Source organism: Agromyces sp. NPDC056389, from assembly GCF_042262385.1.
Lineage (GTDB): Bacteria > Actinomycetota > Actinomycetes > Actinomycetales > Microbacteriaceae > Agromyces.
Map to the genome: position 1 here is coordinate 1098330 of NZ_JBHJPN010000001.1, position 21855 is coordinate 1120184.

Here is a 21855-nt window from a genome sequence, read left to right on the forward strand (position 1 = left end):
GCGCCCGCTACGCGATGCCGCCGCCGTCGACGACGAGTGCCGAGCCCGTGACGTAGCTCGACTCGTCACTCGCGAGCCAGACGACCGCCGCGGCGATCTCGCGCGGCTCGCCCATGCGCTGCAGCGGCCGGTCGGCAGCCTCGGCGAGGAACGCGTCGGGGTCCTGGGCGAGCTGGCGCGCCTCGTCGCGGAGCATCCCTGTGTTGACGTCGCCCGGGTTCACCGAGTTGACGCGGATGCCCTGCGGGCCGTGGTCGATCGCGAGCGCGCGGGTCATGTTCACGACCGCGCCCTTCGAAGCGCAGTACGAGAGGGCCTGGCCGCCGCCCTTCAGGCCCCAGCCCGAGCCGGTGTTCACGATCGAACCGCCGCCGGCAGCCGCCATGATCGGCACGATGTGCTTGCACATCAGGAAGATCGAGCGCACGTTCACGCCGAAGACGCGATCCCATTCCTCGACGGTGGTCTCGACAGCCGTCGTACGCCGGATGATGCCCGCGTTGTTGAAGACCACGTTCACACCGCCGAACTCGGCGACCGCCGTCGCCACGACCCGCTCGATGTCAGCCTCGGCCGAGACGTCGGCCGCGATCGCGATCGCGGTGCCGCCCGCCGCGCGGATCTCCTCGGCGACCGCTGCCGCGGCGTCGGCGTTCAGGTCGACGACCGCGACGGCCGCTCCTTCGGCGGCCAGGGCGATCGACGTGGCGCGGCCGATGCCGCCCGCGCCGCCGGTGACGATGGCCTGCTTGTTCTCAAGGCGCATGGCCTTCTCCTTCGGGGTCGGATGCCTCGGCATCGGGTGCGGTGACAGGGTAGATGCTGGTGGTGGCCGCGCTCGTGATGACGCGGACGAAGCCCGCGAGCCGCGCGTCGACCGCGGCGTCGCCGGTGTCGACGAGCAGGGGTCGCCCGCCGAGGTCGATGAGCTTCTGCTCCGGTGCGACGGCGACGAGCGGGTCGGGACCGAGGGCGCGCAGCACACGCGCCGAGAGCTGCTGGTTGCCGCGGCCGAGCAGGAACCCCTGCCCGCCGATCACGGAGACGACCGCCTTCGCCGGGCCCGCGGCGATCTCGTCGAGCAGCTCGGACTCGGAGGCTGCGGCGCGCACGACAGCGCCGTCGAGCACGACGTCGACGCCGAGCGGGGTCTTCGCCACACCGAGCTCGCGAGCGACTTCGGCCATGGTGCCGCCCGGTCCGAGCAGGTAGCGGACGCCGGGCCGCAGCGACCGAGCCGCGCCGCGGGCCGCCGCGACGACGGCCGCGTGCTCGCTCGCCGGCGTCGCCGACTTGCGGGCCTGTGTGCGGCCGGCGAGGTACGGCACCGGCATGGTCGCGTAGAGCCGCGGCTCGACCCTGGCGACCCGGAGCTGCGCCTCGTCGACGTCGAGCACCTCCCGCCGCTGCACCGGCAGGGCGCGACCGGCCTCGGATGCCGCGACCCACGCCGCGGCGAGCGCACCCGCGGCACGGGGGCTCACGGCGAACACGGGCGAGTACATCTTGACGCCGGCCGGGATGCCGAGTGCCGCGGCCTCCGTGCCGATCCCGGCGGCGACATCGCGCGCAGTGCCGTCACCGCCGGCGAAGAGCACCAGACTCGCGCCTGCGTCGACGAGCGCACGTGCGGCCGCGGTCGTGTCGGCTGCGGTCGTCTCACCCGTCCCATCGCCCGATGGGCGGAAGACGACGTGCGGCTCGAGCCCCGCGGCTCGCACCGCGTCCTCCCCCATCGCGCCCGCCGCCGTGAGCACGACCGGCCGCGAGGCATCCGCCGCGCTTCGCGCCGCCACCGTCTCGAGCGCGAGCCGTGCGCGCTCGGCGGCGCGACGGCGGGAGCCGAGCGCTTCCGCCCGCTCCTGCACGGCCGCGCCGTCGGAGCCGGCGAGCCCGGCGGGCCCGCCGACTCCGGCGATCGGGTTCACGACGAGGGCGATCACGCTCAAGCCGCGGTCTCCGCGGGTTCCGCCGCCGCAGCCGGGGTTCCGGCACCGAAGTACTTGCGCTGGTACGCGCGCCACGTGATGGCCCAGCGCTCGGGGTCGTCAAGGTCGTCGTGATGGGTGTGGTGCACCGTCTGGTTGTGCGGTGCGGTGCGCACGACCTCCGGGGTCTCGCGCGCCTCCCGTGCGACCTCGGCGAGCACGGCCACGTACTCGTCGATCTCTGCCTTCGAGTACGACTCCGTCGGCTCGAGCGTGAAGGGCTGCGGCACGACGTACGGGTGGTGGCTCGTCCAGTAGTGCATGCCGAAGTCCGTCATGCGGATTCCGATCTCCTCCGACGAGACCCCGGTGTCCTCGAAGAGCTCCTGCCACGAGTACCGCACCTGCTCGATGCGGCGACGGCCCGTCGCATACGGCGCGGAGGCGCCGGGGATCTCGAGCACCTTCGCGAGCAGGTAGTTGTTGTTCAGCACCGCGATCTCGGCCGCGGCGAGCAGGCCCTCCGCACCGAGCGCCATGATCCACGAATAGGCGCGCACGATGTTGGGGATCACGCCGTGGAACGGCGCGACGGAGCCGATCGACCGTGCTCCCGCGTCGCGCAGGTCGAAGCTCACGGCGCCGTCGGCGGCGACCTCGCGCACGACTCGCGGGCCCGGCAGGAAGGGTGCGAGCGCGGCGCTGACCGCGTTCGCACCGGCGCCCGGGCCGCCGCAGGCGTGCGGCGTCGAGAACGTCTTGTGCAGGTTGAAGTGGCACACGTCGAACCCGGCGTCGCGGGCGCGGGTGATGCCGAGGATGCCGTTCGCGTTCGCCTGGTCGTACGCGGCGAGCGCACCGACCTCGTGCGCGGCATCCACCCACTGCTTGATCGCCGGGTTGTAGATGCCGGTGTCTTCGGGGTTGGTGACCATGATCGCCGCCGTGCGCGGCGAGAGCGCCGCCTTGAGGGCGGCGAGGTCGGGGTAGCCCTCCGCGTCGGGGAAGATCGTGATGACCTCGTAGCCCGCGGCCTTCGCCGCCGCCGCGTTCGACGGGTGGCTGAAGATCGTCGTGATGACCTCGCGACGCTGCTCGCCCTCGCCGTTCGCCTCGTGGTAGGCCCGGATCATCGCGATGTTGGCCCAGATGGCAGCCGAGCCGCCCTGGGTGTGCAGCGAGACCTGGTCCATGCCCGAGATCTCGGCGAGCATGCGCTCGAGGCTCCAGACGATCTCGAGCACGCCCTGCGCGTCGGCCGGGTCCTGCAGCGGGTGCATCGCCGTGAGCTGCGGGGTACCGATGAGCTGGTCGTTGATCTTCGGCGAGTACTTCATCGTGCACGTGCCCTGGCCGATGTCGACGTTCAGGTCGGCGCCGAGGTTCTCCTGCGAGAGGCGCAGGTAGTGCTTCAGCACGCGCATCTGGCCGAGTTCGGGCAGCGCCGGCGGCGTCGCGCGGCGCAGGCCGGCGGGCAGTGCCGCCACGACGTCGCCGACCGCGTCGCGCACGCCCGGTTCGATCGGCGTGACGAACACGCCGCGCTCGCCCGGTGTCGAGAGCTCGAAGATGACCGGCTCGTCCCAGCTGGCCTGGTGGAACCGGCGGATGGCCGGCTTGGGCGCGAGAGGAAGGCTCATGCGTTCTGCTCCTCGAGAGTAGTGACGATCTGGGTTTCGTGCCGGTCGAGGAGGGCGGAGCCCGTATCGAGACCAGCGAGTCCGGCGAGGGATGCCGCGAGCCGATCGATGTCGGCCTGGCTCGTGAGTTCGGTGACGCAGACGAGCAGCGTGTGCTCGCCGACGACGACGCCGGGCTCGATGCCCTCGCGGCGCAGCGCCCCGACGACGCCCTCGGCGGTGAGGCCGGCGCGGGCGACGTCCACCGTGAACTCCCGCAGGTGCAGCGCGCCGTCGCCGAGCACGACCCCGGGGATCGCGGCGAGTCGCTGCTGCGCGTAGCGGGTACGGGCGAGCAGCAGCTCGCCGAGGTCGGCCATGCCCTGCGGCCCCATGAGGGCGAGGTAGACGCCGGCGGCGATGCCCCACAGTGCGGCGGCCGTGCCGACCCACTCCTTGCCCTCCTCGCGCTGGGCGAAGGACGTGCGCTCGTAGGCGACGTCACCGAAGCCCACCTCGCCGGGCACGTCGGTGGTGGCGAGGCCGAACAGGCGGGACGGCATCTCCATGATGAAGGTCGGGTCGTCGGCGACGGCGATGAATCCGCCGTGCGCACCGCCGTACCACTGGTGCAGTCCGAGCGACTGGATGTCGCCCGTGACGATGTCGGCGCCCTGCTCGGCGGGCGGGGTGAGCACGCCGTAGCCGATGGGATCGGTGCCGACGACGACGATCGCGCCCGCCTCGTGGGCGAGGTCGGAGATCGCGCGCAACGCCGTCTCGACGGCGCCCGTCGCGCTCGGCGTCTCGAACCACACGGCGGCGACGTCGGCGCCGAGGCGGGCGGCGATCGCCGCGGCATCCGCGGTGCCGTCCACCGTGGGCACCTGCTCGAGGTCGAGGTGCACGCGCACGAAGTCGGCCACCTTCGAGTACTTCGCGGGCAGCACGTCGCTCGCGACGAGTACGCGCCTGCGGCCGGTGATGCGGCCGGCCATCGCGAGACCGGTCGCGGTCGCCTGGTACCCGTCGTAGGTGGGCACGTTCACGACGTCCATGGCGAGCAGCTCGGCCATGAGCGACTGGTACTGGAACAGCGCCTGGAATCGGCCGTGGTCCTCGTAGGGCTCGCCGGCGTAGGCGGTCAGGAACTCGCTCCGGTTGATGACCTCGTCGACGACCGCCGGCACGTAGTGCTGGTAGGTGCCGTGCCCGAGGAAGCTCAGGCGGTCCTCGGTCGAGCGGTTCTTCGCGAGGAGCCCGCGCACGTGACGCGCGAGGTCCTGCTCGGCCGGGAAGGGCGCGGGCAGGTCCAGCGGCCGGTTGAGACGCAGCTCATCCGGCACGTCGGCGTAGAACTCTGCGATCGATGCCGCGCCCGTGGCGTCGAGCATGGCCTGCTTGACGTCGGGTGCGGTGTTCGGCAGGTACGGGTGGGTGAAGGGTTGGGTCATGGGAGCCTTCAGTCGTCGATGTCGGACAGGGTGATGAACGGCGCGGCGCCGGCCCGCGGGGTCGCGAGCACGGCGGCGCCGAAACGTGGCAGGGCGAGGGTGGCGCCGAGCGGAGATTCGGGGTCGCCGAGCAGGTCGCGGGCGCCTTCGGGCACGTCGACGACGAGTTCGTCGCGACCGTGGTTCAGTACGAAGGTGTAGTCGGTGGTCTCGTCGCTTCGGGTGACGGCTTCGAGGTCGGCGTGGGTGCGTTCGCGCGCCGGCAGGCCGGCTGCGCCGAGCACGGCGCGGAAGACCTCCACCAGGCCGGTCGGCTCGAGCACGCAGCTCACGTACCAGGCCCCACCGATCGAGGAGCTCGGCGTGTCGAGCTCAGCGGATGCCTCGGCCGACGCCGGGCGCCGCGTGATCGCCGGCCGACCGTCGAGCTCGCCGCTCGCGTAGCCCGCGAGTACTTCGGTGCCGGGGTGCACTTCGAGCCACTCGCCCCAGATCGGCGCGTCGAACTCCGCGAGGCCGTCGGCGAAGGCGACGCGCTCGGCTCGCCCGTCGGCCACCGGCCACTGCTCGTCGACCTCGACGCCGAGCAGGCCCCGGAGCGGGCCGGGAGCGCCGCCGTCGTGCACCTTCTCGGTCGCGTCGACGACGCCCGAGAACGGGCCGACCACGAGCTGGCCGCCTCGCTCGACGAACGCCGCGAACGCGGCCGCCTGGGCGCCATCCGTCACGTAGAGGTTCGGCGCGACGACCACGTCGTAGCCGGTGAGATCGGAGGTCGTCTGCACCGCGTCGACCGGGTGGCCGAGCGCGAAGAGGGCCGCGTTCCAGGCGCGCGCCTGCGCGAGCCACTCGAGGCGCTGCGACGGCAGCGACTCGGCGGCCGACGAGCCCCACCACGAGTCGTGGTCGATGACCAGTGCGACGCGGGAGCGCACGCGGCTGCCGCGCACCGGTTCGAGGCGCTGCAGTTCGGCACCGAACGCCTTCGCCTCCTGGAAGGTGCGGGAGGCCTCGCCGCGGTGACCGACCATCGCCGAGTGGAACTTCTCCTGCCCGTACTTCGCCTGACGCCACTGGAAGCACATGGCGCCGTCGGAACCGTGTGCGATCGCCTGCAAGCTGCCGACGCGCATCTGGCCGGGCGCCTTCGGCACGTTGACGTCGCGCCAGCTGACGCCGCTCGGAGCCTGCTCGAGCAGCAGCCACGGCTGCCCGCCCTTGAGCGAGCGCATGTAGCCGTAGTTCAGCGCCGCAGGCACGTGCGCGAGCGGATCGGCCGGGTCGGGGTAGGCGTCGTCGGTGACGAGGTCCTCGACGGCCGCGAAGTCCCAGTAGTTCAGGTCGCGCAGGATGCTCATGAAGTTCGTCGTCACGCCGATCTCGGGCGTGACCTCCCGCAGGATGTCGACCTCGATCTCGAAGAGCTCGAGCAGCGCGTCGGAGGAGAACCGCTCGAAGTCGAGCAGATGCGTGGGATTCACCGGACCGGTCGAGCGTCGCGGCGCCTCGATGTGCGCCCACTCGGTGTACCGCTGACCCCAGACGTTCACGCCCCAGGCCTCGTTCAGCCCGTCGAGCGTGCCGTAGCGCTGCTCGAGCCAGCGGCGGAAGTGAGCGGATGACTCGGGGCACCAGCACCGCGAGACGTGATCGCCGTACTCGTTCGAGACGTGCCAGAGCGCGAGCGCGGGGTGCTCGCCGTAGCGTTCTGCCATCGCCCGGGTCATGCGCCCGACGTGCTCGCGCCAGACGGGCGAGCTCGGGCAATAGGCCTGACGCGAGCCGAACTCGAGGCGCCGGCCGCTCTCGTCGCTCGGCAGCATCTCGGGGTGGCTGCGAACGAGCCACGACGGCGGCGTCGCGGTCGCCGTCGCGAGGTCGATGCGGATGCCGGCCTCCCAGAGGATCTCGACGACACGATCGAGCCAGGCCCAGTCGTAGACTCCGGGGGCGGTCTCGAGCTGCGGCCACGAGAACACCGGGAGGCTGACGATGTTGACGCCGGCCTCGCGCATGAGCCGGGCGTCGTCGTGCCAGACCTCTTCGGGCCACTGGTCGGGGTTGTAATCGCCGCCGTAGGCGAGCGCATCGAGTCGGATGCTGCGGGGGACGTCGACGGCCACACCTGCTCCTTGGTCTCTCGGGGTGTACACCCTGCGATGCAGAATGTATTCTGTATACAGACACCGTAAACCGGATGCCGGAACCGGTCAAGCCCTCGGTCAAGGCCTAGGCTGGCCGCGGATGGCCCCAGCGGCCGTGAGCGGCCCGGAAGGCGAATACATGGCGATCGAACGCAAGAACCTGCGATCGCAGGTGCGCGAGGAACTCCTCGCGCGCATGCGATCGGGTGCAGTCCAGCCCGGTGAAGGCATCAACGAGGTGCAGCTCGCCGGCGAACTCGGCGTCAGTCGCACGCCGCTTCGCGAAGCGCTCATCGCCCTCGAGAGCGAAGGGCAGATCACCAGCGAGAACGGCAAGGGCTTCAGGTTCGTGCCGCTGAGCGCGAGCGAGTTCGAAGACCTCGCTCCCGTGATGGCCGCCCTCGAAGGACTCGCGCTCGAGCTCAGCCCCATCGAGCGGTTGCGCGAGATCGGCGGGCAGCTCGCCGAGCTCGCGGCCGAGTTCGACCAGGAGGTCGTCGAGCACGCGCTCGTGGTCACGAAGGACGACGAGTGGCACGGCATCATGCTCTCCGCGTGCCCGAATCTGCGCCTGCTCGACGTCATCGCGAGTGTGCGCGGCGCCTTCCACCGGTACGAGTCGCTGCTCGTGCCGAACGATGTCATGGTCGAGCGAGTCGCCGCCGAGCACGCCGCGATCGCCGAACGCCTCGAGGCGGGCGACGTGGCGGGGGCGGTGAAGGCGCTCAAGGCGAACTGGATGCACGGCATGCAGCGGATCGTCGACAACGCCTCGAGCCCCTACTTCTCCGCCTGACTCCAGCGGGCTCACCCGCTCAGCCCTTCACCGCGCCGCCCATCAGGCCCGACACGAACTGCTTCTGGAACACCAGGAACAGCACCATGAGCGGCAGCGTCGCGAGCAACGAGCCGAGCATGAGCCCCGAGTAGTCGACGCGCGACATGCCGATCATGGTGTTGAGCGCCACCGGGACCGTGTACCGGTCCTCGGTGTTCAGCATGAGCAGCGGCCAGATGAACGCGTTCCACTGGCTGATGAAGGTGTAGATCACGAGTGCCGCGAGCTGGGGCCGCGCCACGGGCAGCACGATGCGGTAGAAGGTGCGCAGCTCTCCGGCCCCGTCGATGCGCGCCGCTTCGATGAGCGTCACGGGAAAGTCGAGGAACGCCTGCCGCATGAGGAAGATGCCGAAGGCGTTCGCGAGGAACGGCAGGATGACGGCCTGATAGCTGTCGATCCATCCGGCGCTCGCCATCATCTGGAACAGGGGCACGAGCAGCACCTGCATCGGGATCATCATCGTCACCAGCACGACGCCGAGCAGCACCCCGCGCCCCCGGAACCGGTACGTGGCGAGCCCGTAGCCGGCCATCACGCTGACGACCGACGAGAACACCGTGTAGACGACGGCGATGCCGAGGCTGTTCAGCATGACCTGGCTGAAGTTCACCGACTCCTGCAGTCGCGCGAGGTTCTCCCACAGCTGGCCGCCCGGCAGCACGGGGAGCGGCGTGCCGAACAGCTCGGAGGTCGAGTGCGTCGAGGCGATCACCATCCAGAGGAAGGGCAGCACCGAGAAGACGCTCGCGACCGCGAGCAGCAGGTAGACGGGCAGTCGAAGGATGCCCCGGGCGAGCGCCGGGCGGAACCCGGCAGGGCGCGCCTCACGCGCACCGTCCGCCTCGGGGTTGACGGATATCAGTGCCGAGGTCGCGGTCACGGCTTCTCCCTCATGATGCGGAACTGCGCGATCGCGATGATCGCGGTGATGACGACGAGCATCCACGCGATCGCGGAGGCGTAGCCGAAGTCGAACTGGCGGAACCCGACCCGGTAGAGGTAGAGCACGGGGGTGAGCGTGGCGTCGTTCGGGCCGCCCTCGGTGAGGATCCAGTTCTCGTCGAAGAGCTGCAGCGCGCCGATCGTCGAGGTCACGGTCGTGAAGATGAGCACCGGCCGCAACTGCGGGATGACGATCTTCGTGAAGATCTGCCAGCGCCCGGCGCCGTCGATGCGCGCGGCCTCGTACAGCTCCCCCGGGATCGCCTGCAGACCGGCGAGGATGATCACCATGTTGTAGCCGGTCCATCGCCACGTGATCGCCGCGACGAGCGCGACCCGTGCCCACCATTCGTTGTTGAGCCAGTCGACGGGCGAGACGCCGACGAACCCGAGCATCTGGTTCACCGCTCCCCCGTCGGTCGCGAGCATCACGCGGAACACGACGGCGTAGGCCACGAGCGTCGTCACGGCCGGCAGGAAGGTCAGGAGGCGGAACCCGGAGCGGAACCTGAGCCATGACTGGTTCAGCAGATATGCGAGCCCGACGGCGAGCCCGATCATGAGGGGCACCTGCACGATCAGGATGAGGCCGGCGTTGAAGAGGCTCTTCGCGATGAGTGGATCGGAGAAGAGCCGCGTGTACTGCTCGAGGCCCACCCAGCTCGAGACCCCGCCCGAGGTGGCGAAGAAGCTCTGCCAGAGCGAGGTGACGAGCGGGTAGGCGAAGAAGATCGCGAGCAGGGCGGCCGCGGGCAGGGCGAACCACGCCCCCGGACGCTGGAGCCTGCGCCCCAGCGTCCGGGAACGGCGGGGCGCGGCATCCGATTCACCTCGGATGCCTCGCCCCTCGTTGCCGCCACGCCCGCGCTCGCTGGTGGCGAGCGTCGGAGCGGTCATGCGAGCGCCTACTCCGCGATCTCGCGGTCGGTCGCCGTGGCGATCTGCTGCGCGGCGTCGTCGAGCGCCTGCTGCGGATCGGCGCCGTTCAGCACGGCGGCGACGACGGCGTTCGCGACGATGTCGCTCGCCTCGGCGTTGTCGGTCGTGAAGGTGATCGCGGGGATGTTCGCGGTCTGCTCGGCGAAGAGCTCGTAGACGGGCTGACCGCCGAAGTACTCATGCGGCTCGGCGAAGTACTCGCCCTGCAGCGCCGGCAGGTACGACGGGAAGAGCCCCTCGTTCTCCATCATCGACGCCTGGTTCCCGGCGTCGGCGAGCGCGAAGCCGACGAACGCGGCCGCAAGCTGCGGGTTCTTCGCCTGCGCCGGCACGGCGAGACCCGAGCCGCCGCTGTTGGACGTGCGGACACCGCCCTCCTCGAAGGCCGGCAGCTCGGTCACGCCGTAGCTGCCGCTGAGCTCTGGGGCGTCGCCGAGCAGCGTGCCGATCCACCAGACCGCCTCGGGCGTGACCGCCGAGTCGCCGTCCTTGGCGCTCGTGACCCGGCCGTCCCAGCCCTTGACGTTCTTCAGCAGGCCCTTCTCGTTGAGCGTCTGCAGCAGGGTGAGCGCCTCGACGGCTTCGGGTGAGTTGACGGTGATGTCTCCGTTCTCGTCGAAGAGCCCCTGCCCCTGCTGCTGCAGGAGCATCTGGAACCCGCCGCCGGTCGCGACATCGAGGGAGAGGAGGGTGTGGCCGCTCTCGGCCTTGATCTGCTCGCCGGCCGCGACGAGGTCGTCCCACGTCGAGATCGAGGCCGGGTCGATGCCCGCCTCCTCGAAGTAGTCGGTGCGGTAGAACAGGCCGACGGTGCCCGAGTCCCACGGTGCGACCTTGAGCGCGCCGTCGGCGTCGGACTGCGCCGCCCACTTGAACGGGTCGAAGTCGGCCTCCGCCTCGCCGAGCACCGGGTCCAGGTCGACGAGCCCGGTCGGGAACTCGTTGATGTAGCCGGGGGCGCGGTCGGTCTCGATCGTCACGACGTCGGGCAGGCCGCTGCCCGCCTGGAGCCCGACGGACAGTTTGTCGTAGGCGTTGTCGTACCCGACGTCGACCACGTTCACGGTCGTGCCGGGGTGCTCAGCCTCGAACTCGGCGCCGAGCCGGTCGAGCGCGGTCGCGGCGACGTCCCACGACCACACGGTGATCTCGCCCTCGAGCTTCGCGCCGGGGTCGAGCACCACGGGGTCTGCGGACTGACCGCCACCCATGGCGCAGCCGGCGAGGAGCGCGACTCCTGCGAGGGTCGCAGCGGAGGCGAGCAGGGTACGGGTCGTGTTCATCTGGACTTCCTTGTCTGATCTGAATATTGAATACAACGGCGAGATGCAATCGCCCCGGGCTCCGCCGGTCGAGGAGGGACCGAGGAGCGTACCGAGACCGTCGCGCGAGGTCTCGATACGCTTCGCTACGCGACCGGCAGAGGCTCGACCGGCAACGGCTCGACCGACGGAGCCGAGAGCCCGACTGCGAGGTCGATGAAGAGCGCCGCCGACCAGCCGAACGCGGTCGTCGCGGTGCGCGCCTTCCGCCCGGTGGCCGGATTGAAGTACTCGTGGGGCCCGCCGGCGTTCATGACGAGCGCGACCGTGCGCTCGGCGAGGTCGCGTGCGAGTTCCGGATGTCCCGAGGCCCGCAACCCCTCGATGATGAGCGTGTTCGTGTTCACCCACACCGGCCCGCGCCACATCCGCTCGGCCGAGAAGTCGGGATCGGCGGCCGAGACCGTCGGCACCGTCCACGGCAGGCCGTATCGGGCGGGGTCGGCGAGCGCAGCGATGAGCGCGTCGACGACCGGCTGCGGCAGCCCTCCGGTCAGGAGCGGCATGAAGCCGACGATCGCGTCGCTGCCGACCGTCTCACCCGCAGCCCGGGCGAGGAAGCGGCCGGACTCCGGATGCCACATGCCGAGGAGCAGTTCGAGGGTGCGAGCGGCGCGATCCCGGTGCGCGCGGGGGTCGCCCGCAGCATCCGTGCCGTAGCGTTCGGCGAGACGCGCGAGCTCCAGGTCCTGGAGCACGAGGTAGGCGCCCAGGTCGGGCGCGGTCGTCGGCAGCGGGCCGTCGAAGATGGGGCTGTCGTCGAGACCCGAGGAGTAGGGGTGACCGTATTCGGGCATCCCGTCGCCGTCGAGATCGCTGCCGGCGAACCACCAGTCCTGCGAGCGGCGGATCGTCTCGAGCTGTGCACGGGCCCATTCCGGCGCGTCCTCGACCTCGAGCACCTTCGCGAGCGCCCACGCCGCGAGCGGCGGCTTGGTCAGCGGCACCGGCGCGTTCGGATCGGCGATCTGCGAACCCGCGCGGCGCAGGCGGTCGCGGTCGGCTGCGGGCAGGTCGTCGCTCGAGGCGAGCACGCCCTCCTCGTGCACGACGTCGGGCAGCTGCCCGTCGTCGCCGGGGAAGCCGAAGGCGATCTCGAGCTGCTCGCGGGCGAGCGCCGGATCGCCATGACGCAGGCCCACCGCGATGAAGTACGCGTCCCACTGCCAGACGCCGACGTAGCCGATCTTCGACGGCACGACCCCGCGAGCCTCGCCGATCGACGGCAGCTCGACGATGTTCGCGCCGAGCACCCACCAGCAGAAGGCGGCCATCTGCTGCAGGTCACCGCGCACGATCGGACACTTCGCGAACCAGTCGAGCCACAGGCGCTCGGTCACCGCGAGGTCGGCGGCCGGAGCAGCGGATGCCTCGTGCCGCACCGAGCGGTCCGCTCCGACGTGCAATCGCAGGGCCGGCGACTGGGCCGTGAGCTCGACGCGGGTGCGCGCGCCATCCGGCACCGTCCACTCGACGCTCGAGCCGACGCCGGCGATGCCGAGCGCTCCGGGCCCGGCGAACGTGAGCGTCGCCGCTCCCCCGCCGAACTCGATGACGTGCGGCAGCACCCGCGTGACGGGCAGTGCTTCGCCGGCGGCGCCCCGCACCACGAGTTCGTCGATGACGCGGCAGTCGTCCAGCCACCGCTCGTACTCCGAGGTGTGCACGCGGAGCGCCGTCGCGGGCGCGGGGTCGACTGCCTCCTCGGCGCCGATCCGGTCGACGAGCTCCGCCCGGTCGGCCCGGAACACGAGCACGCGCGAGCGCGGCAGCGTGAACGGCGCCTGCACGAGATCGAGATGGCGGCCGGCGAGTCCGGCCAGCTCCGAGACATCCGTCACGCTCATCGTCCGCCCAGCCCCGAGGCCGCCATGCTGTTGAGGATGCGTCGCTGGCCGATGACGAACACGATGAGCATCGGGATCGTGGAGATCGCCGAGGCAGCCATGACGAGCCCGTAGTTGACCGATCCGAACTGGCCCTGGAAGCTCGAGAGCAGGAGCGGCACCGTGAACAGGTCGGGGCTGTTCAGCAGCACGAGCGGGAACAGGAACGCGTTCCATACATCGAGTGCGACGATGATGCTGAGCGCCGCGAGGCCCGGCTTGAGGTTCGGCAGCACGACGCTCCAGAAGATGCGCCAGCGGCCGGCGCCGTCGACGATCGCCGCCTCCTCGAGCTCCTTCGGCAGCGACAGCACGAACTGTCGCATGAGGAACACTGCGAACGGGTTCGCGAGCAGACCCGGCACGATGAGCGCGAGGTGAGAGTCGACCCAGCCGAGCTGCGTCATCAGGATGTAGAACGGGATCAGCGTGACCTGCTTGGGGATCATCTGCGTCGCGAGGAACACGATGAACAGCACCCTGCTGCCACGGAAGCGGATGCGCGCGAAGGCGTAACCGGCCATCGACGCGGTGAGCAGCGTGCCGACCACGACGAGCGCCGCGATGTAGATGCTGTTGACGTACGCCTGACCGAACGGCACCGCGTTCCACGCTTCGACGTAGTTGTCGAAGGTCCACGGCTGGGGCAGGAACGCGAGCGGGTCCTGCAGCAACTGGGGCAGCGACTTGAACGACGTCAGCAGCATCCAGACGAACGGGAACACCATCGCAAGTCCGGCGACGATGAGTGCGACGTGGAGGGCCGTGGCGCCGAGGCGCCGGCCGCCCTTGCCGGTGCGCGCGCCGGTCGGGCGATGCTCGAAACCGGGTGCGCTCAGTGCGACCGTCGAGTCCGTGGGCGGTGCCTGGGTTCCGTCGACCAGGCGCGGGTTCGCAAGGCTCATGATGCGTCATCCTCGTAGTGCACGAACTTCTTCTGGGCGCCGAACTGGATCGCCGTGATCACGAGGGTGATCACGAGCAGGATCACGCTCGCCGCACTCGACGGGCCGATCTCGAACTTGCCGAAGCCGAGATCGTAGATGTGGTAGACGATCGTGCGAGTCGCGTTGTCGGGCCCGGCGTTCGAGACGAGCACGTAGACGGTGTCGAAGGTCTGCAGCGAAGAGATGAACGCGACCACCGACGAGAAGAACACGATCGGCGACAGCAACGGCAGGCGGATGCTCGTGAGCAGTCGCCAGGCACCCGCACCGTCGATGCGAGCCGCCTCGATGACCGACGGCGAGATGTTCTGCAGGCCCGCGAGGAAGATGATGACGTTGAGCCCGAGCGACGACCAGATGGTCACGATGCAGACCGCGAGCAGGGCGAGCTTCGGGTCGCCGAGCCAGTCGGGTGGCGCGATGCCGAAGACGTTCGAGATCGCCGTCGAGAGTACCCCGTCGGCTCGGAACATCTGCTGCCAGATCATCGCGACCGCGACCGTCGAGGTCACCACCGGCGCGAAGAACAGCACCAGGTAGAGCGTGCGCGTCTTCAGCTTCTCGAGCGCGACGGCGATGACGACGGCGAGGCCGAGGCCGATGGGCACCGTGACGAACGCGATGATGAGCGTGTTCACGATGGAGCGCAGCAGCAGCTCATCCTGCAGCTGGGCGCTGAAGTTCTCGAAGCCGACCCAGGTGAGCTCCCCGAGTCCGTCCCAGCTCGCGAAGGCGAGCACCATGCTCGCCACGAACGGCAGCACCACGAACAGCGTCATGCCGAGCAGCTGCGGGCCGACGAACACGTAGCCCCATCGTCGGTCCCGTCGGCGCCAGGCCGACTCCTTCCGCGGGCGCCGCGGGGCGGATGCCGCAGGCTGGGCCTGCGGCATCCGCTCACCGGTGGTGAGTGCGGTCACGCTACTCGCCCGACTTCTCCGCCACCAGATCGGCGGCCTCGTCGAGGGTGGTCTGCGCATCCTGCTTGCCCTCGTAGAGCTTCAGGAAGAGGTCGCTGATGTCGATCGAGAGACCGGGCACGCGGGCTTCGGCGGCGTAGTTCGTGAAGCCGACGTCTCGCATGTCGAGGAAGGTCTGCGCGTGGGCCGGGTAGCCGCCCTCGAGCACGACGTCATCGGCGCCCTTGATCGAGGGAACGGCGTTGCCGCCGCCCTCGAGGCGGAAGGTCTGGCCCTCAGCCGAGAGGAACTCGGTCCAGAACATGAAGGCCGCGTCGCTCGCCGCCGTCGTGCCGTTGATCGCGAGGAACGAGACGGCGACGCCGGTCGGTGCGACCTCGCCGTCGGGCGTCGGCCAGCGCACGATGTCGTAGCTGTCCTGCTCGCCGGTCGATTCGACGGTGCCGATCGTGTAGCGGCCCTGCACGAAGAATCCGGCCTTGTGCGTCACGAAGACGCTGTCAGCGCCGGCGCCGTCGGGCAGGGTGTCCGCGACGACGAAGGTGCCGTCCTGGAACTGCGCACCGAGGGTGTCGATCGCCTCGACGCTCGCCGGGTCGCTGTTCGCCGTGAAGCCGCCAGACTCGTCGTACGGCGCGGGCAGCCCCTGCGACGACAGCCAGCTCCAGTGCGTCGCCCAGTAGTTCCAGAACATCGAACCGGTCAGGCCCGCTTCCTTGAGCTCGGCGTTCATCTCGAGGTACTTCTCGGTCGTCCACTCGCCGTTCTCAGCGAGTGTCGCCGGGTCCTCCGTGATGCCGGCGGCCTCGAGCGCCTGCTTGTCGTACCAGAGCACATCGGGGTTCGAGTCGTTCGGCGCCCCGTAGTACTCCCCGTCCTTCTCGGCGGCACCGAAGAGGCCCGGGAAGAAGTCATCGGGCTTCGTCTGGCTGTCCTCGCCCTCCATGAGCTCCTTCAGCGGCATGAGCCGGCCGGAGTCGACGAACTGGCCCATCTTGTCGTCGCCGACGTAGAAGACGTCGGGTGCGGTGTTGCTGGCGAGCTGGGCGAGGAGCTTCGAGTGGTACTCGTCATAGCTCGCGACGGGCTGGAGCTTGACCGTGATGTCGGGGTGACGCTTCATGAACTCCTTGTTGAAGTCCTGGTAGCGCGTGAGCTCTTCGGCGGTGCCCCAGGTCGACCACACGACGGTGTTCTCGTCCTTCGCACCTCCTCCGCCGCTGCAGGCCGCCAGGCCGACGGCGAGAGCGCTTGCCGCGCCGATCGCCAGGAGACGTCTCATCTTCGAGTTCGCGCGGGCCATTCCGCTACCTCTTTCGTCATTGCAGGAGGGCCGGCGTCGAGCGCCGGATCGGGGGACTGCTACCTCAGTATTCTGTATACAAAACTCAGAAACGTCAAGATCATCGAGGTCACGAACCGGCAACGACGGATGCCCCGTGGCCGACCGGCCACGGGGCATCCGCCGCTCAGGGGTGCTAGACCGCCGCCGGCAGCTTGGCCGCCACGAGCTCCGCGATCTGCACGGCGTTCAGCGCCGCGCCCTTGCGCAGGTTGTCGTTCGAGACGAAGAGCACGAGGCCCTTGCCCTCGGGCGCCGACTGGTCTTGACGGATGCGGCCGACGTAGCTCGGGTCGGTACCGGCCGCCTGCAGCGGGGTGGGCACGTCGGAGAGCTCGACGCCCGGGGCCGCTGCGAGCAGCTCGGTCGCGCGCTCGGGCGTGATCTCGTTCGCGAACTCGACGTGCAGCGAGAGCGAGTGGCCGGTGAAGACGGGCACGCGCACGCACGTGCCCGCGACGCGGAGGCCGGGCAGCTCGAGGATCTTGCGGCTCTCGTTGCGGAGCTTCTTCTCTTCGTCGGTCTCGAGGTCGCCGTCGTCGACGATCGAACCGGCGAGCGGGATCACGTCGAACGCGATCGTGCGGGGGAACTTCTCGGCCACGGGGAACTCGACCGCCGAACCGTCTTGCACGAGGGCGATCGCGTCTTGCGCGACGGCGGCACGGGTCTGCTCGAGCAGCTCCTCGCCGCCCGCGAGACCGGCGCCCGAGACGGCCTGGTACGTGCTCACGATGAGCCGTTCGAGGCCCGCCTCGTCGTGCAGCACCTTCAGCACGGGCATCGCGGCCATCGTCGTGCAGTTGGGATTCGCGATGATGCCCTTCACGGCCTGGTCGATCGCATGCGGGTTCACCTCGCTGACCACGAGCGGGACCTCAGGGTCCATGCGCCAGCCGCTCGAGTTGTCGATCACGGTGACGCCGGCGGCGGCGAAGCGTGGCGCCTGGGCCTTCGAGAGAGTGGCACCGGCGGAGAAGATCGCGAGGTCGAGACCGCTCGGGTCGGCCGTCGAGGCGTCTTCGACGACGATCTCCTCGCCCTTCCACGGCAGCGTCGTTCCGGCGGAACGGGCCGAGGCGAAGTAGCGGATGGAGGCGACCGGGAAGTCGCGCTCCTCGAGCAGGCGCCGCACGACCGCGCCGACCTGACCGGTGGCGCCGACGACGCCGATGTTCACTCCGTTGGTGTTGCCCACGTGCACTCCTCCATCACCCGGCAGCCGCTCGGCCGCCGGGAAGCGTTCTTCCATTGTCCCAGCCCGGGCGGCGCCGCCCGGCGGTTCGCGGAACCTTGGCAGGATTGCCCCGGGATCCGCGAGGATTTCGATGGTCGAGCGGATGCGGCATCCGCTCGCCGATCTTCAGGCGATCAGCGCCCGGTGCCGCCGTGCACGACCGCGTCGTCGTCGCCGTCGAGCTCGAACGCCGAGTGCACGGCGCGGGCCGCGGCGTGCACGCTGTCGGCGCGCGTGACGACCGAGATGCGGATCTCGCTCGTCGAGATCATCTCGATGTTGATGCCCGCCGTGTAGAGCGCCTCGAAGAGGCGGGCGGAGACGCCCGCGGCCGAGCGCATGGCAGCACCGACGAGCGAGAGCTTGCCGATCTGGTCGTCGTACTGCAGCGAGAGGAAGCCGATGGCCTCCTGCGAGCCCGCGAGGGCTGTGAGTGCACGCTCGCCCTCGGACTTCGGAAGCGTGAACGAGATGTCGGTGCGGCCCGTCGACGCGGCCGAGACGTTCTGCACGATCATGTCGACGTTCGCGTTGGTGCCGGCGACGATCTTGAAGATCTTCGCGGCGACGCCGGGCTTGTCGGGAACGCCGACGACCGTGATCTTCGCCTCGGTCAGATCGACCGCGACACCTGCGATGACGGACTCTTCCACAGCTTCTCCTTCGGGAAGGCGCGCGGGGTCGTAGACGATGGTCCCCTCGCTGTTGTTGAACGACGAGCGCACGTGCAGGGTCACGCCGTGGCGGCGCGCGTATTCCACTGCGCGGATGTGCAGGACCTTGGCTCCGGATGCCGCGAGCTCGAGCATCTCCTCGCTCGTGATCTTGTCGAGCTTGCGGGCCTTCTTCACGATGCGGGGGTCGGAGGTGAAGACGCCGTCGACATCGGTGTAGATCTCGCAGACGTCGGCGTCGAGGGCCGCCGCGAGGGCGACGGCGGTCGTGTCGCTGCCGCCGCGGCCGAGCGTCGTGATGTCGCGGGTGTCACGGTTGAAGCCCTGGAAGCCGGCGACGATGACGATCGCGCCGTCATCGAGCGCCTCGCGCAGCCGCACCGGGGTCACGTCGACGATGCGGGCGGCGCCGTGCGTGGCATCGGTGATCATGCCCGCCTGGCTGCCCGTGAACGAGCGCGCCTCGTGGCCCATGCCCTTGATCGCCATCGCGAGGAGCGCCATCGAGATGCGCTCGCCCGCCGAGAGCAGCATGTCGAGCTCGCGAGGTGCGGGAAGCGGAGTGACCTCGTTCGCGAGGTCGAGCAGCTCATCGGTCGAATCACCCATCGCGGAGACCGCCACGACGACGTCGTTGCCGGCCTTGCGGGTCTCGACGATGCGCTTGGCGACCCGCTTGATGCTCTCCGCGTCGGCGACGGATGACCCGCCGAACTTCTGCACGATCAAGCTCACGTGGTCTCCCAGGGGTGGTTTGCTGGCTGCCGCTCGGGTGGCCGGCGCCGGAAGCACCATCATACGGCGGGCCCGCATACCCGCCCGGCTATGTGACGTTCGCCGAGGCGGCGGTAGCGTGTTCCCATGTCGGAGCCGCTTGCGAGCTGGTCGGAGTTCAACGTCGCGATGGTGGGCGCGACCGCGGCCCTCGCGGGTCTCCTCATCGTGGCGATGTCGGTGAACATCGCCGAGATCATGAAGTCGGTGACGCTGCCGCCGCGCGCCGCCTCCTCGATCGCGGCACTCGTGCTGGCGATCACGGCGGCGGCCTTCGGGCTGATCCCCGGGCAACCCGTCGCGGCCTACGGCATCGAGGTGCTCGTCGCGGCGCTGCTGGCCGGCCTCTTCCAGGTGCACGCGATCCGGGTGGTCATGCGCGAGGATTCCGTGTCACCGTTCGATCGGGTGCTGAAGAGCATCGCGGGAGTGCTGCCGGTCGCCGCGTTCCTCACCGGGGCCGTGCTCGTCATCGTCGGCGCCGCCGAGGCCGGACTCATCGCCATGGCGGTCGGCTCGGTGCTCAGCATCGTCGCCGCCCTGCTCATGGCATGGGTCGTGCTCGTCGAGGTGCTGCGATAGGGCAGCGAGTGCCGCTCAGCGGAGGTCGACCCGGATCACGGAGCCGTCGCCCGCCGAGACGGAGTCGATGGTGAGGAACGCGGAGTTGCCGCGGATCGCCACGCCGTACGGTGCCGACAGGTTCGCGACGACCGCCTCGTGCACCGAGCCGCCCGCCGTGACCTTGCGCAGGGAGCCGACGTGTCCGTCGAAGAAGTTCCCGTCGTCGAGTTGCACGGCGTAGAGCGTGTTGCCCTTCCAGGCCAGGCTCGTGACCATCGTGAGGCCGGTGGCGTATGCCGACACCTGCCCGTCAGCGGTCACGCGCCAGATCGTCGATCCGCCGGTCGGGAACGGGAAGCCCGTCAGTTGCGACACGTAGTACGCGCCATCGGGGCCGACCACGACGTCGGTCGGAACCGCCTGCGGCGGGATCAGCCCGGGACCGAAGGGGTTCGGCACGGGTGGTCCATCGGGGAACACCGCGACGGTGCTCTCACCGCGCGTGCCGACGGTGAGCAGGTCGTTGGCGCCCGCGTCGGTGACCGCCCAGTTCTTGGAGTTCAGGGCCGTGAACCCGACCGCGTTGCTGTCGGGCGGGATGTTGCCGTCCGGGTTGTTCGCGACCTCGTAGGCGTTGAGGTCGGCCGCGAGGGCGAGGTCGGCTCCGGTGATCGGCGCCGACTGCAGCCGCCCCGTGCGCAGTGTCCCGAGGGCGGCGTACTGGGCCGGCAGGGCGTCGCGCGCCGTCGCGGCGCCACTTAGGCCGCCGATCAACACGGTGATCGTGTTGCCGCGCACATCGACGTCTGATGCGCCGATGACCTCGCCGTTGAAGCTCATCGTGGGCAGCCCGGTCACGACCCGTTGCTGGTCGCCGCCGTTGACCTCGGTCACCGACCCGGTCAGGCCGCACACCAGAAACTCCGGACCGACCCCGGGAATGGGGCCGCAGGAATCGGCCGTGCCGGCTTCGGCGACGTAGAGGCGCTGGCCCGGGCCGACTGCGATCTGCCGTGGATTGTCGAGCCCCGTGGCGACCGTCACCGGGTCGGACCCGGGCGGAGCCGCGTTGGCCGACGGGACGGCCACGATGAAAAGGCTGAGGCCGACGATCGCGGTGACCGCGGCAGGAATCGAACGAAGTCTGCGAGACATGGAAACTCCCCGGAGGAGGATTCGGCGCGACGGATGCCGCACAGGCAAAGCCTTCCGAACGACGGATGCCGCCACAAGGCATAATGTGAGTTTTCCTCACCCCCTGTTCGGGGGCATGCCTGCGCCGAGGCCCGCTCACCGACGGTGGCGGGTTCAGCCCTCACTCAGCCCTTGTGCGACCGTGCCATGTACCACTCGGTGTATTCGGTGGCCCGGCCGTCGTCTGCGAGGCGCACGATCCAGAGGTTCAGGTAGTCGCGCTCGGCCGGATACACGGTGCGCCCCTGGATCACGACGAAGTCGTGATCCTCGTGCACGAGCCGCCAGTCGAACGCCCAGGAGCCGGGAGCGTCGAGGTCTTCGAGCCAACCCGCGACGATCGCGTCGCGGCCGATTCTCGGCTCCGAATCGGGACTCGTGAAGTACCGGGCGTCATCGGTGAAGAGCGCCCCGATCTCGGCCGGATCGTTCGACTCCCATGCCGCGACGTACCCAGCGACCCACTCCGCACCCCTGCTCGCCATGGCTCCGTTCTATCGGCGGGCGAGCGGACCGTCAAGGGCGCGCGCGTCAACCGACGACGCGGCGCCCCTCGAACGCCCGCCCGAGGGTGACCTCGTCGGCGTACTCGAGGTCGCCGCCGACGGGCAGGCCCGAGGCGAGACGCGTGACGCGGATCTCGAGGGTCGAGAGCAGCCGACTGAGGTAGGTCGCGGTCGCCTCGCCCTCGAGGTTCGGGTCGGTGGCGATGATGACCTCGGTCACCGTCGCATCGGCGAGTCGTTGCATCAGCTGGCGGATTCGCAGCTCATCGGGGCCGATGCCGTCGATGGGGCTGATCGCTCCGCCGAGCACGTGGTAGAGCCCGCGGAACTCGCGGGTGCGTTCGATGGCGACGACGTCCTTCGCCTCCTCGACCACGCAGATGAGCGCGGGGTCGCGTCGCGGGTCGCGGCAGATGCCGCACGTCGCCTCTTCGGAGACGTTGCCGCAGATCTCGCAGAACCGCACCTTCTCGCGGATCTGCATGAGGATCTCGGCCAGTCGACTGACGTCGAAGTGCTCGGTCTGCACGATGTGGAACGCGATGCGCTGGGCGGACTTCGGCCCAATGCCGGGCAGGCGACCGAGCTCGTCGATCAATTCCTGGACGATGCCTTCGTACAT

General features: G+C 69.9%; 19 protein-coding genes. 2 read left to right on the forward strand and 17 right to left on the reverse strand.

What is annotated here, in order from left to right:
* Positions 1 to 7: 7 nt before the first annotated feature.
* From ACFCVM_RS05085 to ACFCVM_RS05105, 5 genes are read right to left on the reverse strand one after another with little or no spacing between them, the layout of a single operon-like run.
* On the reverse strand, positions 8 to 766 hold the full coding sequence (locus ACFCVM_RS05085) for an SDR family NAD(P)-dependent oxidoreductase (RefSeq protein WP_375834674.1): 759 nt from the start codon (positions 764 to 766) through the stop codon (positions 8 to 10).
* Positions 756 to 1943, reverse strand: coding sequence for an ATP-NAD kinase family protein (locus ACFCVM_RS05090; RefSeq protein WP_375836656.1), 1188 nt, complete (start codon positions 1941 to 1943; stop codon positions 756 to 758). The genes ACFCVM_RS05085 and ACFCVM_RS05090 overlap by 11 nt, the downstream gene beginning before the upstream one ends.
* Positions 1944 to 1945: 2 nt before the next feature.
* The gene (gcvPB, locus tag ACFCVM_RS05095) at positions 1946 to 3568 is read right to left on the reverse strand and encodes an aminomethyl-transferring glycine dehydrogenase subunit GcvPB (protein WP_375834677.1); all 1623 of its coding nucleotides are present in this window, start codon (positions 3566 to 3568) and stop codon (positions 1946 to 1948) included.
* Positions 3565 to 5001 (reverse strand): aminomethyl-transferring glycine dehydrogenase subunit GcvPA, encoded by a 1437-nt coding sequence (gene gcvPA, locus ACFCVM_RS05100; RefSeq protein ID WP_375834680.1) that lies wholly within the window; start codon positions 4999 to 5001, stop codon positions 3565 to 3567. The genes gcvPB and gcvPA overlap by 4 nt, the downstream gene beginning before the upstream one ends.
* An 8-nt stretch (positions 5002 to 5009) precedes the next feature.
* Positions 5010 to 7124 (reverse strand): beta-galactosidase, encoded by a 2115-nt coding sequence (locus ACFCVM_RS05105; RefSeq protein ID WP_375834683.1) that lies wholly within the window; start codon positions 7122 to 7124, stop codon positions 5010 to 5012.
* Between the two features lie 160 nt (positions 7125 to 7284).
* Here ACFCVM_RS05105 and ACFCVM_RS05110 point away from each other — a divergent pair, with 160 nt between their 5' ends.
* The gene (locus ACFCVM_RS05110; protein ID WP_375834686.1) at positions 7285 to 7941 is read left to right on the forward strand and encodes a GntR family transcriptional regulator; all 657 of its coding nucleotides are present in this window, start codon (positions 7285 to 7287) and stop codon (positions 7939 to 7941) included.
* Positions 7942 to 7960: 19 nt separating this feature from the next.
* Here ACFCVM_RS05110 and ACFCVM_RS05115 read toward each other — a convergent pair whose 3' ends face one another.
* The 9 genes from ACFCVM_RS05115 to ACFCVM_RS05155 all read right to left on the reverse strand — a co-directional run bounded on the left by ACFCVM_RS05115 (position 7961) and on the right by ACFCVM_RS05155 (position 18930).
* Complete coding sequence (locus tag ACFCVM_RS05115; RefSeq protein WP_375834689.1) at positions 7961 to 8866, reverse strand: carbohydrate ABC transporter permease; 906 nt, start codon at positions 8864 to 8866, stop codon at positions 7961 to 7963.
* On the reverse strand, positions 8863 to 9825 hold the full coding sequence (locus ACFCVM_RS05120; RefSeq protein ID WP_375834691.1) for a carbohydrate ABC transporter permease: 963 nt from the start codon (positions 9823 to 9825) through the stop codon (positions 8863 to 8865). The genes ACFCVM_RS05115 and ACFCVM_RS05120 overlap by 4 nt, the downstream gene beginning before the upstream one ends.
* Before the next feature lie 8 nt (positions 9826 to 9833).
* Positions 9834 to 11150, reverse strand: a complete 1317-nt coding sequence (locus ACFCVM_RS05125; protein WP_375834694.1) for an ABC transporter substrate-binding protein — start codon at positions 11148 to 11150, stop codon at positions 9834 to 9836.
* 125 nt (positions 11151 to 11275) lie between these two features.
* Entirely contained in the window at positions 11276 to 13030 is a 1755-nt protein-coding gene (locus ACFCVM_RS05130; RefSeq protein ID WP_375834697.1) for an amylo-alpha-1,6-glucosidase, read from the reverse strand.
* 2 nt (positions 13031 to 13032) lie between these two features.
* Positions 13033 to 13980 carry a carbohydrate ABC transporter permease gene (locus ACFCVM_RS05135; protein ID WP_129230766.1) on the reverse strand — a complete coding sequence of 316 codons (948 nt, stop codon included), beginning with the start codon at positions 13978 to 13980 and terminating at the stop codon, positions 13033 to 13035.
* Positions 13977 to 14942 carry a carbohydrate ABC transporter permease gene (locus tag ACFCVM_RS05140; RefSeq protein ID WP_375834700.1) on the reverse strand — a complete coding sequence of 322 codons (966 nt, stop codon included), beginning with the start codon at positions 14940 to 14942 and terminating at the stop codon, positions 13977 to 13979. The genes ACFCVM_RS05135 and ACFCVM_RS05140 overlap by 4 nt, the downstream gene beginning before the upstream one ends.
* A gap of 1 nt (position 14943) precedes the next feature.
* The gene (locus tag ACFCVM_RS05145) at positions 14944 to 16224 is read right to left on the reverse strand and encodes an ABC transporter substrate-binding protein (protein WP_375834703.1); all 1281 of its coding nucleotides are present in this window, start codon (positions 16222 to 16224) and stop codon (positions 14944 to 14946) included.
* 196 nt (positions 16225 to 16420) lie between these two features.
* Positions 16421 to 17482 carry an aspartate-semialdehyde dehydrogenase gene (locus tag ACFCVM_RS05150; protein WP_375834706.1) on the reverse strand — a complete coding sequence of 354 codons (1062 nt, stop codon included), beginning with the start codon at positions 17480 to 17482 and terminating at the stop codon, positions 16421 to 16423.
* Positions 17483 to 17655: 173 nt separating this feature from the next.
* Complete coding sequence (locus ACFCVM_RS05155; RefSeq protein ID WP_375834708.1) at positions 17656 to 18930, reverse strand: aspartate kinase; 1275 nt, start codon at positions 18928 to 18930, stop codon at positions 17656 to 17658.
* Positions 18931 to 19056: 126 nt separating this feature from the next.
* On the opposite strand from ACFCVM_RS05155, the gene ACFCVM_RS05160 reads away from it, so the two are divergent.
* Positions 19057 to 19551: a hypothetical protein gene (locus ACFCVM_RS05160; protein WP_375834711.1), complete on the forward strand. Its 495-nt coding sequence runs from the start codon at positions 19057 to 19059 to the stop codon at positions 19549 to 19551.
* Positions 19552 to 19566: 15 nt separating this feature from the next.
* On the opposite strand, the gene ACFCVM_RS05165 is transcribed toward ACFCVM_RS05160, so the two are convergent.
* The 3 genes from ACFCVM_RS05165 to recR all read right to left on the reverse strand — a co-directional run bounded on the left by ACFCVM_RS05165 (position 19567) and on the right by recR (position 21855).
* Positions 19567 to 20688 carry a ScyD/ScyE family protein gene (locus tag ACFCVM_RS05165; RefSeq protein WP_375834713.1) on the reverse strand — a complete coding sequence of 374 codons (1122 nt, stop codon included), beginning with the start codon at positions 20686 to 20688 and terminating at the stop codon, positions 19567 to 19569.
* Between the two features lie 164 nt (positions 20689 to 20852).
* A complete protein-coding gene (locus tag ACFCVM_RS05170; protein WP_375834715.1) occupies positions 20853 to 21212 on the reverse strand; it encodes a nuclear transport factor 2 family protein in 360 nt (119 codons plus the stop codon).
* A gap of 46 nt (positions 21213 to 21258) precedes the next feature.
* Entirely contained in the window at positions 21259 to 21855 is a 597-nt protein-coding gene (gene recR, locus ACFCVM_RS05175) for a recombination mediator RecR (protein WP_204458840.1), read from the reverse strand.